This window comes from Pseudogracilibacillus sp. SO30301A, from assembly GCF_037072025.1.
Lineage (GTDB): Bacteria > Bacillota > Bacilli > Bacillales > Amphibacillaceae > Pseudogracilibacillus.
Window position 1 is genome coordinate 254,023 of record NZ_JAXHDD010000001.1, and the last position, 13,534, is coordinate 267,556.

General features: G+C 34.9%; 11 protein-coding genes. All 11 read right to left on the reverse strand.

Annotated elements, in window-relative coordinates; all coding sequences use genetic code 11:
* Positions 1 to 11: 11 nt before the first annotated feature.
* The 11 genes from SPD89_RS01240 to mraZ all read right to left on the reverse strand — a co-directional run bounded on the left by SPD89_RS01240 (position 12) and on the right by mraZ (position 13,413).
* Positions 12 to 755 (reverse strand): cell division protein FtsQ/DivIB, encoded by a 744-nt coding sequence (locus tag SPD89_RS01240; protein WP_336260126.1) that lies wholly within the window; start codon positions 753 to 755, stop codon positions 12 to 14.
* A gap of 104 nt (positions 756 to 859) precedes the next feature.
* Positions 860 to 1,960 carry a stage V sporulation protein E gene (gene spoVE / locus SPD89_RS01245; RefSeq protein ID WP_336260229.1) on the reverse strand — a complete coding sequence of 367 codons (1,101 nt, stop codon included), beginning with the start codon at positions 1,958 to 1,960 and terminating at the stop codon, positions 860 to 862.
* Positions 1,961 to 2,043: 83 nt separating this feature from the next.
* The gene (murD, locus tag SPD89_RS01250; protein ID WP_336260127.1) at positions 2,044 to 3,396 is read right to left on the reverse strand and encodes a UDP-N-acetylmuramoyl-L-alanine--D-glutamate ligase; all 1,353 of its coding nucleotides are present in this window, start codon (positions 3,394 to 3,396) and stop codon (positions 2,044 to 2,046) included.
* Positions 3,393 to 4,382, reverse strand: coding sequence for a phospho-N-acetylmuramoyl-pentapeptide-transferase (gene mraY, locus SPD89_RS01255; protein ID WP_336260128.1), 990 nt, complete (start codon positions 4,380 to 4,382; stop codon positions 3,393 to 3,395). Before mraY ends, murD begins: the two co-directional genes overlap by 4 nt.
* 39 nt (positions 4,383 to 4,421) lie before the next feature.
* Positions 4,422 to 5,777: a UDP-N-acetylmuramoyl-tripeptide--D-alanyl-D-alanine ligase gene (locus tag SPD89_RS01260; protein ID WP_336260129.1), complete on the reverse strand. Its 1,356-nt coding sequence runs from the start codon at positions 5,775 to 5,777 to the stop codon at positions 4,422 to 4,424.
* Complete coding sequence (locus SPD89_RS01265; RefSeq protein WP_336260130.1) at positions 5,778 to 7,247, reverse strand: UDP-N-acetylmuramoyl-L-alanyl-D-glutamate--2,6-diaminopimelate ligase; 1,470 nt, start codon at positions 7,245 to 7,247, stop codon at positions 5,778 to 5,780. It lies immediately after the preceding gene.
* 71 nt (positions 7,248 to 7,318) lie between these two features.
* On the reverse strand, positions 7,319 to 9,247 hold the full coding sequence (locus SPD89_RS01270) for a stage V sporulation protein D (protein ID WP_336260131.1): 1,929 nt from the start codon (positions 9,245 to 9,247) through the stop codon (positions 7,319 to 7,321).
* A gap of 189 nt (positions 9,248 to 9,436) precedes the next feature.
* A complete protein-coding gene (locus SPD89_RS01275) occupies positions 9,437 to 11,599 on the reverse strand; it encodes a penicillin-binding transpeptidase domain-containing protein (RefSeq protein ID WP_336260132.1) in 2,163 nt (720 codons plus the stop codon).
* 31 nt (positions 11,600 to 11,630) lie between these two features.
* Positions 11,631 to 11,996: a cell division protein FtsL gene (gene ftsL / locus SPD89_RS01280; RefSeq protein ID WP_336260133.1), complete on the reverse strand. Its 366-nt coding sequence runs from the start codon at positions 11,994 to 11,996 to the stop codon at positions 11,631 to 11,633.
* A gap of 31 nt (positions 11,997 to 12,027) precedes the next feature.
* Positions 12,028 to 12,966 carry a 16S rRNA (cytosine(1402)-N(4))-methyltransferase RsmH gene (gene rsmH / locus SPD89_RS01285; RefSeq protein ID WP_336260134.1) on the reverse strand — a complete coding sequence of 313 codons (939 nt, stop codon included), beginning with the start codon at positions 12,964 to 12,966 and terminating at the stop codon, positions 12,028 to 12,030.
* A 15-nt stretch (positions 12,967 to 12,981) separates the two neighbouring features.
* Positions 12,982 to 13,413, reverse strand: a complete 432-nt coding sequence (gene mraZ / locus SPD89_RS01290; protein WP_336260230.1) for a division/cell wall cluster transcriptional repressor MraZ — start codon at positions 13,411 to 13,413, stop codon at positions 12,982 to 12,984.
* Positions 13,414 to 13,534: the final 121 nt, after the last annotated feature.

The window sequence follows — 13,534 nt, forward strand, 5'->3', positions numbered from 1 at the left end:
TAACAATTCAATTAATCAATCTTTTCAAAATAAGTTCCTACACCCATATGTACAATCCCTTTTTCATTAGGATTAAGTTGTGAAACAATCGATGGATAACTCTTCATTTTACTAGAAAAATTTCGTATCGTAGCATCGACAATAAATCCATCATTCATATACAAAAGTATTTTATATTTATTTTTCTCGGTTGGCTCCCATGATATTTCTGATATTAAATTAAAAATATCAACAGGTACTTTACTTAACTCGGTAGCCATCCGCTGTAAATATTGTTCATCACTAAAGTTGTTTAGTAAAGGACCATTACCCTTATTCTGCAAATTACTCGTTGTAACTATCATACCATTTTCTAGTACAGGATGAAATTCTAAATTTGATTTAACAAAGCCAATCACATTTTTCTCTTTCACCTTTAATTTAACTGTTTGGGGTAGTTTTCGTTCTACCTCAATACTACTTATCATTGGGTGATCTGTTATCGACTCAGTAACTGCTTGTTGATTAATCAACCATATATTTGATCCAGATTGAAGACCACTTAACGAAATAATATCTTGTTCAGGTACTATTTCATTTCCAATAACTTCAATGTTTTTAATATGACTTAAAGGTGATTGAAAGTATACTATCATTGAAATTAAGAAGAAAAAAATAGAGAGATAGAATAAAAGTCTACGATTCGCCTTCTTTTTTCTTGCTTCTTTTAATTGAGGAATACGATCTTCTATGGAAACAACATTCTTTTTTTCCATTTTCATTTCTTCCTTTATAATAAATACTAAAAATACTTATAATAAATGAATTATAGCATATTTCATAATAAACTTATACTAGAGTTGCACAATGTAATAAAAATTTAATTTTTCGTATACGTACTGATATTTAACAACACCCCAATTGAACATAAGGTAAGTGTCAGTGAAGAGCCTCCATAGCTTAGAAATGGTAATGTAATTCCAGTTACAGGTATTAATCCGATCACAACGCTAATATTTATCATTACTTGTATAGTGATCATCGTAATAATTCCAAAAGCTACATAACGTCCAAATGAATCGAGTGCCTCTATCGCAATTAGAATACCCCGCCAACATAATAATAGAAAAAGAATGATGACAATAGATGCACCAATAAAACCAAACTCTTCTCCTATAATAGCAAAAATAAAATCAGTTTGTGGCTCTGGTAGATAAAAAAACTTCTGTAAACTATTACCAAACCCTACACCCATTAATTTTCCTGGTCCAATCGCATACAGGGACTGAATAATTTGAAACCCATCACCTAATGGATCATCCCACGGATTTAGATAAGAAGTTATTCGACTTATTCGGTAAGGTGCAGACAAAATTAATAATATAAATCCGATAGTTCCGATGATTCCTAAAAAAATAAAATAAGATAATCTTGTTCCAGCGATAAAAATCATTAACACACAAGTTCCAACTAAAACAACACCAGTACCAAAGTCTGGCTGTAGCATAATGATAGCAAAGACGATAAAAATTATTGAAATTGGTAAAAAAAATCCTCTGCCAAAGGTTGTAATATATTTCTGATGTGTTGTTAAATAGCTTGCTAAATATAAAATCAGGCCGAGTTTCATGAACTCTGAAGGTTGAATACTAAATGCTCCTACTCCAATCCAGCTTTGAGCCCCTCCTCGAACAATCCCAATACCAGGGATCAACACGAGCAACAATAATAATAAGCATAAAACTAGAATGACCTTGACATATTTTTTCCATACTTGATAAGGAATTAAATAAATGACGAACATACCGATGACGCCTACACCGGCAAATAAAAGTTGACGTTTTACAAAAAAGAAGGCGTCACCATATTTATAGGTTGCCCAAACATGCGATGAGCTGTAGACCATAATGAGTCCAACAATAAGTAAAAGCATAACTAGTAATAAAAGAGTCAAGTCGGGCAATCGTTTTTGTTCGTTCATTAATTTATACATAAAAAAGCCCCCTCTAACTAAAGTGGGGGAAAATCATAATATGAAGTTTATTTGAAGAAAAAGTTGTCCCCCTATGCTAATATATGCACAGCTTGAATAAACATGTCCCCTCTTTCTTCAAACGTTTTGTATTGATCCCAGCTTGCACAAGCCGGTGATAGTAAAATAACATCTCCTTTTTCGGATACTTCAAAAGCCACCTTCGTAGCTTCAGTTACATCTTTTACTTTGACTACTATATTTATATTTGCTTTTTTTGCAAGTCCAACTAATTTAGGAGCAGTTTCTCCAAAGAGAATCATCGCCTTCACATGTTTCAAATCAGGTAACAAACTATCAAAAGAATTACCTCTATCCAAACCACCAGCTAAAAGAATTGTCGGTTGTGTAAAAGAGGTTAAAGCTTTTTGTGTAGCTAAAATATTCGTTGCTTTTGAATCATTATAAAAAAGACGCTCATTTATTTTGGCAACAAATTGTAGTCGATGTTTTACGCCACTAAAAGTCTTAAGTACAAACTGAATACCTTCTTTTGTAGCACCATTTAATATAGAAATACTAAGCGCTGCTAAGATATTTTCGACATTATGCTCACCTACAAGCACTACCTCAGTTAATGAAATAATCTTTTCGCCTTTAAAATATATTTCTCCATCAAGAACGTACGCTCCATCCGGCTGTACCGTTTTTGCGGAAAACGGTATAAGAGTCGATTTCGCTTCCTTGATAACCTCTCTTACGATCGGATCATCTGCATTATAAATTAAGAAATCTGACTCTGTCTGATTTTTAAATATATTCATTTTTGCTCGATTATAATTATCCACTGTGCCATGATAATCAAGATGAGCTTCAAATAAATTTAAAAGAGCGGCTACGTTTGGTCTAAATGTCTGGATTCCCATTAGTTGAAACGAGGATAACTCTAATACTAACTTCTCATTTCCCTCAAGATTTTGAGCAACTTCGATCGATGCAACCCCAATGTTCCCCGCAAGTTTCATTTTTTGCCCACTACGTTTTAACATTTCCGCAACGAGAGTTGTTGTTGTCGTTTTTCCATTTGAACCAGTAATTCCAATAATATCATGATTAGAAGCTAACATTGAGGTTAGTTCCACTTCTGTAATGATTGGTATCTTTCTATTAATTGCCTCTAAAACGATAATATTGTCATAATGTATTCCAGGGTTTTTTACTACGACATCTATGTCTTCTAAAATAGAAATAGGGTGCGAACCTACAATAACTTCTGCACCCTGACTTTTTAATTCTTCAACTATTTTTGAGTTCTCGCCAGTGTTATAATCATTCACTCGTACCTTTATGTTATTTTGTAACAATACTTTTGCAGCTGCAGTACCACTCTTTGCTAATCCTAAAACTAATACATGTTTATATGAGAAATTTTTCAGTTCATTCATGCTAGTGCCACCTCAATATAAATGCCAATTGTCGCAAAAATAATTGCGACAACCCAAAATATCATTACAACTCGCCATTCAGACCAACCTTTTAATTCATAATGGTGATGTAGGGGACTCATTTTAAAGACTCTTTTACCTGTCGTTTTAAAAGAGATTACTTGAATAATGACAGAAAGTGTCTCAATGACAAAAACCCCACCAATGATAACTAGGATAATTTCCATTTTTGTTAATATTGCAACCGCAGCGATTGCCCCACCTAAAGCAAGAGATCCTGTATCTCCCATAAAGACTTTGGCGGGATGTGCATTAAACACTAAAAATCCGATTAAAGCACCGACTACTGCCAGTGAAAAAATCGTGATAATTTCAAATTGGGGATAGTAATAAGATACAATTAAAGCAAACGCACCAAAAGATATTGTTGCTGTCCCTGCTAGAAGACCATCCAGTCCATCTGTTAAATTAACTGCATTTGAAGAACCAACTAACATAAAAAGAATTAGTAATGCATACATCCAGCCAAGATCCCACTGTAGTTCAGTCCCTGGTACTTTAATATAAGTAGGAAAATCATTTAACCATAATGTAAAATAAAAAATAATAGCAATAATCACTTGCCCAACTAACTTTTGCTTTGAAGTCAGTCCTAAATTCCGTTTTAAAGCAACTTTTATAAAATCATCTAAAAATCCTAATAAACCATAACCGACGAGTACAAATAAGAGCAACCAATATTCATAACTAACGGGAATTTCCACAAATTTATACATTAAAATGATTGTCGTTAACGTAATACTTAAAACAATCATTATGCCACCCATTGTCGGAGTACCGGATTTTTTCATATGCGATTCTGGGCCTTCTTCCCGAATGCTCTGTCCGAATTTTAGTCTACGTAAAAAAGGAATAAATATAGGACATAGTAGGACGGTTATTAAAAAGCTTATTGCAAGTGTCATAATAACAATGTATAGACTCATCAGTTACCTATTCCTCCTTAATTAGAAGCCGTCCCATTACTATTCCATAATTTTTTGGATTATTTCTTCAAATTTCATCCCTCTTGAAGCTTTAAATAATAGTAATGTTTCCTCTTGTAAGTAATTTTGTAATAAATCGATAACTTCCTTCTTTGTTGCACAATGGTGACTTATCACAGAAGTGTTTTTACTCTGCAGTCGTTTTGTAATCTCAATTGCGTGTTCTCCAAAAGTAATTACAAAATCGATTGGTTTTTCAATTGTATTTGCAACAGATTGATGCATCTGGTTTGAATAAGTTCCTAATTCTAGTATATCCCCTAGGACAAGTCCTTTATGTTTAAAACCTTCTAATTGTTTTACAACCTCTATAGCTGCCTTCATAGAAGTTGCTGAAGCATTATATGCATCGTTTATAATCGATACGCCATTTTTACCTTGAATCCTTTCAAAGCGCATCGTTGTATGTTCAAGCATATCCAAACCTTTTTGAATTGTTTTATGGTCTAGACCTAGCCGACTAGCAATCACTATCGCAAGCGTAGCATTTTTTGCATGATGTTTTCCTAATAAAGGAACCGAATAGTCTTCATCATTTATTTTAAATAAGGTTGACTGTTCACATATTTGTATATCTGAAATATTTACCACATTTGTTTTCGCAAATCCACAAGTGATGACATTTTTCTCATCCGAGACTGACTTTAATAAAGGTTCATCGCCATCTATAACCAAAAATCCATTTTGATTTAGTCCATTTCGTATTTCAAGTTTTGCTCTAGCAATCCCTTCTCTTGATTCAAGATGTTCAATATGGGATTCACCAATATTTGTAATGATGGCAAAATTGGGCTGAGCAATATTAGTAAGTAAGTCGATCTCACCAAAATCATTCATTCCCATTTCTACGACTAGAACTTCTGTGTCCCGAGGCATTTCTAGAATAGTGATCGGTAACCCAATATGATTATTAAAATTTCCTTTCGTTGCATGGGTTTTATGTTCTATTTTTAAAATAGATTTAACGAGATCCTTCGTAGTCGTTTTTCCATTTGAACCAGTTATTCCGATTACAATTGGATCTATATCATTTCGATAGCTATTAGCTAGATTTTGCATTGCTTTTAATGTGTCCGAAACGAAAAAAAAGATGAAGGATGCTGGCACATTGCTTGGTAGCTTTTCTTTTTCATCCCATAAAGCTGCAATAGCACCATGTTGAATAGCTTGATTGATAAAGTCATGCCCATTGAATGTGTCTCCAACAATTGGAATAAATAAAGCATGCTTTTTTTCGTCTCGACTATCTGTCATGATATCGTTTATTTTTAATTCTTTTTGAATTTGTCCTTGATAGGAAGGAAAAATATTTTGTAAAAATTCTAAAGTAAACACTTAATTGGTTCCCTTCTGTCTGATTGCTTCTTCTGCGACAATGCGGTCATCAAAATCGTAACGAACCCCGTTAATCTCTTGATATGTTTCATGACCCTTTCCAGCAATAAGTACAATATCGCCAGCTTCAGCCATGTTTATTCCATATTGAATTGCCTCTTTCCGATTTTCTATTACAGTATAATTTGTGTCCACTAATCCATTTGTCATATCTTGTAAAATGGCTCCCGGTTCTTCTGTACGTGGATTATCGGAAGTAAGTATGGCTAGATCACTATATTTGGTTGCAACTTTTGCCATTAATGGGCGTTTCGTCCGATCTCTGTCTCCGCCAGTACCCACAATTGTAAAGATCCTTTGTTTCGCAAACTCCTTGACCGTTTGTAAAACATTTTCTAAAGAATCAGGAGTATGTGCATAATCGACAATTACTGCAAAATTTTGTCCCGCAGTAACTTGTTCAAACCTTCCGTCTACTCCCCGGATTTTTTCTAACGCATATTTTATTGTCTCTAATGAAACTTTACGCAAAATAGCTACAGATGCAGCAGCTAACATATTATAAATATTAAATGTCCCGATCAGATTGCTTCGGATCGTCGTTTCGCCTACCGGTGTTTTTAATGTAAATGTCGTATTTTTTAATTGAAAAGAAATATTTGTTGCCATTACATCAGCGTTTGTTTGGATGCCATATGTTATTACAGGTTGTGCAGTGCTATTTTGTATTACTTTACTATGATCATCATCTACATTTAATACAGCAAATTTTTTATTTTTATATGAATTACCAAGTCCCGTAAACAGTAATGTTTTTGCACGTAAGTAATCATCCATATCTTTATGGTAATCGAGATGATCTTGACTTAAGTTCGTAAATACAGCAATATCAAAATCAGAACCGTATACACGCCCTAAATCAAGTGCATGGGAGGAAACTTCCATCATTACTATATCTACTTCTTCTCTCGCCATCTTATGAAAGTTATGTTGTAAATGAAGCGCATCCGGCGTAGTATTTGTTATTCCATACACTTTGTCACCAATTTTCATTTGAATCGTACCAATTAGCCCGGTTTTCTTACCGTGTGCTTTGAAAATTTCTTCCAATAAATATGTTGTTGTTGTTTTGCCATTGGTACCTGTTATCCCGATTAAAGGGAAGTTATGTGTCGGATGATGATAAAATTCAGTAGCCAAAATAGCAAGCGCTTTTGTTGTATCTGGTACGATAATTGTAATCGCAGGAGATACATCGAGTGGCTTTTCAGAAACGATAGCAACTGCCCCACTTTGGGCAGCTTGCTTGGCAAATGAATGCCCGTCTACTGTAAAACCTTTAATACAAACAAACATATCCCCTTTTTCAATTTCACGATTATCCATTTTGATTCCGTTAATATCTATATTCTTTATATCTTGATTTGTTGAATAAAACGGCAAAGCCGAAAGAAGTTTTTGTAACTGCATCGTAAATACCTTCTTTGCGTTATTTTTTCATAGCGATTTCTATTATAACAGAAATTAATTATTTTCACGATTTATTTATTAGATAAATAGACTCTTATTTTAGCGCCTTCTTCTACTTTCGTTCCAGCCTCTGGAGATTGGTCAAGTATTCGTTCACCTTCACCATGAACTTCAATGGTAAAGTTAGATAAATCTTGGATAAGATCGTCTTTCGTTAATCCAACTAAATCAGGTACCCGTACTTTCGGTTGTTCAGGCCACACATACTCCTTTTCAATTTCTTCTTTCCTAGGTGGAACATCAAGTGTACGCAAGCTATCACCAATAACTCTCCCGACAATTGGCGCTGCAACAACTCCACCAAATTGTATCGTATTTTTCGGGTTATCGATTGCTACTAAAACGACAATCTGTGGATCATCAGCAGGAGCAAAACCAATAAACGATACAATATGGTTATTAGACATATATCTACCGTCCGAACCGACTTTTTGGGCGGTTCCGGTTTTCCCCCCTACTCGGTATCCATCCACATAAGCAGGGCGACCCGTCCCTTTTGCTACTACACTTTCTAGTGCATTGCGCACCTGTTCGGATGTCGATTCAGAAATTACCTTTTCTTTTAAGATTGGTTCTGTTCTTTCAACTACCTCATTTGTAACAGGATCAATCCACTCTTTAGCAATAAAAGGTTCATATAAATATCCACCATTTATTGTTGCTGCAACTGCCATCACTTGTTGGATAGGGGTGACAGAAACTCCTTGTCCAAAAGATGTCGTTGCAAGTTCCACAGGACCAACTTGCTCAGGTTTAAACAAAATTCCTGTACCCTCACCTTGTAAATCAATTCCAGTTTTTGATCCAAAACCAAATTTACGAATATAGTTAAACAGTTTTTTATCTCCTAGTTTTGAGCCAATATGAACAAACCCAGGGTTACAGGAGTTTTGGACAACTTCAAGCATTGTTTGACTACCATGCCCCCCTGCTTTCCAACATCTAAGTCTAGCTCCTCCAACCATAACATGACCTCGATCATGAAATGAATCTTTTTCAAGATCAATAAGTTCTTCTTCTAGTGCAGCTGCAAGTGTTATAATCTTAAATGTCGAACCAGGCTCAAACGTACTCCAAATTGGTAAATTACGATCGAAAATATGTTGATCAACTTCTGTATATCTGGCTGGATGAAAATTAGGTCGAGTTGACATACCGAGCACTCCACCAGTTTTGGGATCGACAGCTATCGCTAGAGCCCCATCAGGATTGTATTTTAGTTCCGCAAGATCTAGTTCTCTTTCAATAATCGTCTGAACATTTAAATCTATCGTTGTCTTTAAGTGTAAACCGTCTTTTGGTGGCTTATACACATTCGCGGAATCTTTTATTTGCCCACCTTTTGCATCAGAATAATAGGACAAACTACCATTCGTCCCTTTTAGCTTTTCATCATATTCTAATTCAAGTCCCATTAATCCCTGATTATCAATTCCAGTAAATCCGAGCACATGGGATAAATAGTCATCATATGGATAATGTCTTTTTGAATCCTTCGCTAAATAAACTCCATCTAAATTTAATACTTCCAATTGTTCCTCTTGTTCTTCGGAAATTTTTCTACCTTTTGGATGAATTTCCACACTGGAAGCATTTTTTGTAACATACTCATATGCTTCTTTATCGGTTAAATCAAGTATTTCCGCTAAATGTTCTGCCGTTTTTTGCTTCTCAGTAATTTGTCTCGGGATTAGGATAACAGAAGGTGCGGAAATATTTTTTGTTAATTCATTGCCGTTCGCATCTAATATATTTCCACGATCAGCACGAAACGTAATATCTCTTAACCAAGATTCTGTCGCCTTGTCTGTTATTTCTTGTCCAATAACAAATTGGACATACCCTAAACGAATGAGAATGACAACAATAATAAAAGCAAAGAGCAAAAAAGTAAAAATGATTCTTTTTTTAACCATAAAAGTAGATACATGCTTCTTCATAAAAAAACTCCTTATGTTTATTAGCTTGTATCTACTATATGAATTTTTGATGTAATTAGAACGATTTTCATTGAGTAAATTGTTAGAGAACTTGGCTTCTCGCCAAGCCTTGTCGAGAACTAAAGTTGCACTTATGCAGTAGGAAAGTTTTATGCTTTCTTTTCTGCCTAGAAATTAACTAGCCAACATTTAGTCATCAATAGGAGGAGCAAGTTCTACTTTTAACGTCGTCTTGTCAGTAATTTTTTTATCCTCTTCTATTGACTGTTTTTTAACATATCCAACCCCAGATGTTTCGACGTTAATTCCTAATAAATTTGCTAAAGATAGAACATCACGATGTGACCATCCAATTATGTCGGGCATTGTAGGTTTATTTGTTAGCAACATTATTCTTTGTTTCGGAAAAAATTTATCTCCTTCATCAAAATTAGCTGCTACTATTTTTTCTCCATTACCAATAACCGTTATATTTGCACCTGTTTTCTCTAATTGCTTGGATACTGCCTTTACATCTTTATTAAGTACGGATGGAAATATCGCCATCTCAGCAGTCAATTGTTCTGTCTCTTTATCAGGTTCAATATTCAAGTAATGTAATCCATTTTCCATAACATTGTTAAATATAAATGAAACTGGATCTGAGCCTGATTCCCCTTCTTCTAATTTTGGCTGTTTTACAGATACGTGCATGATTAACTGCGGATCATCTTTTGGTGCCATGCCGAGAAATGAAAAAATATTATTGTCATCTCCTCTTAAATAACCTTTTCCATTTGAATTAGGAATTTGAGCTGTACCAGTTTTTCCTGCTACCGTATAGTCATCTAAACGGTAAGGTTTTCCAGTTCCATCTTTTGAATTAACAACTGATTCTAAGAGGTCTAACATCTGTGTTGCGGTCTCTTCCGATATTGGTTCACCGACGACAACGGGCTCTTTCTCCTCTATAACGTCTCCCGTATTTGAGTCGACAATTTTTTGAATGACGTAAGGTTTAACCATCTTGCCTTTATTTGCAATAGCTGAAGCTGCTTTTACTTGCTGAATTGGTGTAGTAGTGCTCCCTTGACCAAATGCAACTCTTAATTTTTCAGAGGGCCAGTTATATAAAATTTTCCCAGCTACCTCATTCGGTAAATCAATATCCGTTTTTTTATCAAAATCGAATCGTTCCAGATACTCTAAAAATGTTTCTGTACCCATTTTCTCCCAAACCAGTTTCGATGCAGCCACATTCGACGAACGACGAAATCCTTCATCAAACGAAATTGATCCCCAGCCAGCTCCTTGATTATGGTCATTGATCGGTTCAATTTTTTCATTTACAACGTATCGTCCTGACTGATAATATTCATCGCCATTATAATTTCCCGAATCAATTGCAGCAGCCCATGTGAACATCTTAGTCGTTGAACCCGGTTCAAACGGTGTTGAAATAACATCATTATACCAATTTTCCACATCTTCAGGGTTATTCGGATTAAAACTCGGCCTGTTTCCTAGCGCAAGAATAGCACCTGTTTTAGGATCCATTACCACAGCCGTTATCCGTTCTGGATCATATTTCTCATCAACTTGTGACAGAGCATCCTCTAAAAGAGTTTGAATTTTTTGATCGATCGTTAAATAAATATCATGTCCGTCTTCTGGCTTTCGAATGACCTCTTTTGGTTCTACCAACTTCTTATTATATCGATCTCGTTGATATTTTAAAAAACCATCTGTTCCACCTAATAGTTTGTTCTTTGCATTTTCAACCCCTGTAACGCCTATCAGCTCTTCTGTTTCCTCATCTTCCTGTGCAAATCCAATAATATGAGAAGCAAACATCCCATTTGGATAATAGCGAATTGCTTCTTCTAGAAAGTAAATTCCCGGTAAATGTAATGATTTAATTTCTTCCATCGTCTGTTGAGAAAGATTTTTACCAGTTTTACCAAACTCTACTTGGAACCTTTTTTCTTTGATACCTTTTTCAATTGTTTCCTGTATTTCTGTTTCCTTTAAATCTAAGAAAGGAGCCAGCTTCTCTGCAGTTTTTTGGGGATCAACTACATGCTTTGGCTCCTTTTGTTTTTTTGAATATTCAGGATCAAGTATAGCGTATATTCGATATGCAGGACGGTTATATGCTAGAGTCATCCCACTATGATCGTATATTTCTCCCCGTTCGGCAGGAAGGACAACGGAAGTTTCTCGTTTATCTTTTGCCCATTCTGTTAAAGATACATCGCTTACGACTCCAGTTGCCTGAATATAAATATATCTACCGGAAACAATAAGAAAAAGAAACATGAAAAAAATCATCAACAAGCTAGCAACTATATTTGTACTTTTATTTTTTTTCATTGTTTTCAACCTTACCTTACTGGATTAATTATTAATTGGAAGCCCGTTTGACTTTCGCATCCTGAATTTTTAAACCATTTTCTTTTGCAATCTGCGTAATTCTTTCAGGCTTACTTAACTCCTTTACTTCAAAATATAAACTTTCATTTTGTAGTTGTTGTTGGTTTACTTGATATTCTAACGTTTGTAATTCTCGATTCAACTTATCAGTTGATGAAGAAAAGGATACCATATAAATTCCAACGCAAAGTAGTAAAATCCCAAAGAAAGCATAAATAACCTTTTCCCCTTTTGTTATCCAAGCTTTTTTCTTAACTCGTACAACGATCTTTTTTTGTTGTTGTTTACTTGGCTGCTGAAAGTCATGCTGCCAATTTTTGGCATGATTCGAATTCATTATCCCTCATCCTTCCTCGAATTTTTATTAATCATTTTAAATCTTTAATTTTTTCTACTACTCTTAACTTTGCAGATCTAGCTCTGCGATTATGTTTTATTTCATCCTCAGTCGGTGTAATTGGCTTGCTCGTAATCCGTTTAAATGGCGCTTTAAATTCTTCCGGCATGATTGGTAAACCTCTAGGAACTTGTTTTTCTGTACTCAACTTTTTAAAAACTTGTTTGCAAATTCTATCTTCTAATGAGTGAAAAGTAATTACAGAAATTCTTCCCCCAATTGAAATAACTTCCGCAGCTTGATGTAGAGCATCGTTGAAACTTTCAAGTTCATCATTAACAGCAATTCTTATCGCTTGAAATACCCGCTTTGCTGGATGTCCTCCTGATCGTCTTGCAGGAGCCGGGATAGAATCTTTAATTATTTCAACTAGTTCATGCGTTGTTTCTATCGCTTTTCTCTCTCTTTGTCGTTCAATATTTCGGGCTATTTGTTTCGAAAACTTTTCTTCACCATATGTAAAAAAAATTTTGATTAATTGTTCATATGTCCATGTATTAACAACATCATATGCTGTTAAATCTGCTCTTTGATCCATTCGCATATCAAGTTTTGCATCATGTTGATAGCTGAATCCCCGTTCTCCTTGATCAAGTTGGGGAGAGGATACACCTAAATCGAATAAAATCCCATCTACATTATGTATCTGCTTTTTCGCAAGCTCCGCTTTTAAATGCCTGAAATTTGCATGAATTAATAATGTACGATCACCAGGCAATACTTCTTTCGCTGCCTTAATCGCCTCGATATCTTGATCAAAACCGATTAAGAGCCCGTCTTTATTTAGTTTCGATACAATTCCACTCGCATGCCCTGCCCGACCAAGTGTACAGTCAATATATGTTCCATTTTCCTTTATTTCTAGACTTTCAATCGCTTCCCTCTTTAAAACACTTTCATGTTTATTCATACATCCACCTACTTTTTATATATCAAAGTCCAGTAAATTTTCCGCAATTTCAGCAAATGATTCTTCCGACTCTGTGAAGTAATCTTCCCAAATTTCTTTAGCCCATACTTCTACACGTCCGGAAACTCCGATTACGACACATTCCTTTTCTAATTTAGAATAATTTCTAAGTGTTTGCGGTATATTTATTCTCCCTTGCTTGTCCACTTCACATTCAACGGCACCAGAAAAGAAAAAACGTGTGAAGCTTCGTGCATCTTTTTTAGTAAGTGGTAGTTTTTTTAATTTTCCCTCTAATATTTTCCATTCTTCCATTGGATAAGCAAATAAACATTTATCAAGCCCACGAGTTAATACAAAGCTCTCACCGAGCCCTTCGCGAAACTTTGCAGGGACAATCATACGTCCTTTCATATCAATGTTATGTTGATATTCTCCCATAAACATGTTCATTCACCACTTCCATGTCCCTATTTTACCACAATCCCCCACAATCTACCACTTATTTTTTATGGAAATTTTTACTTTTTAGATTAATAGGTCTATTGGACTATTTTGCAATCAAAAA

Coding starts and splice junctions, on each gene's coding strand:
- SPD89_RS01240 (WP_336260126.1), bottom strand. CDS start 755: ATGGAAAAAAAGAATGTTGTTTCCATAGAAGATCGTATTCCTCAATTA.
- spoVE (WP_336260229.1), bottom strand. CDS start 1,960: ATGAACGAACAAAAACGATTGCCCGACTTGACTCTTTTATTACTAGTT.
- murD (WP_336260127.1), bottom strand. CDS start 3,396: ATGAATGAACTGAAAAATTTCTCATATAAACATGTATTAGTTTTAGGA.
- mraY (WP_336260128.1), bottom strand. CDS start 4,382: ATGAGTCTATACATTGTTATTATGACACTTGCAATAAGCTTTTTAATA.
- SPD89_RS01265 (WP_336260130.1), bottom strand. CDS start 7,247: ATGCAGTTACAAAAACTTCTTTCGGCTTTGCCGTTTTATTCAACAAAT.
- SPD89_RS01270 (WP_336260131.1), bottom strand. CDS start 9,247: ATGAAGAAGCATGTATCTACTTTTATGGTTAAAAAAAGAATCATTTTT.
- SPD89_RS01275 (WP_336260132.1), bottom strand. CDS start 11,599: ATGAAAAAAAATAAAAGTACAAATATAGTTGCTAGCTTGTTGATGATT.
- ftsL (WP_336260133.1), bottom strand. CDS start 11,996: ATGAATTCGAATCATGCCAAAAATTGGCAGCATGACTTTCAGCAGCCA.
- rsmH (WP_336260134.1), bottom strand. CDS start 12,966: ATGAATAAACATGAAAGTGTTTTAAAGAGGGAAGCGATTGAAAGTCTA.
- mraZ (WP_336260230.1), bottom strand. CDS start 13,413: ATGTTTATGGGAGAATATCAACATAACATTGATATGAAAGGACGTATG.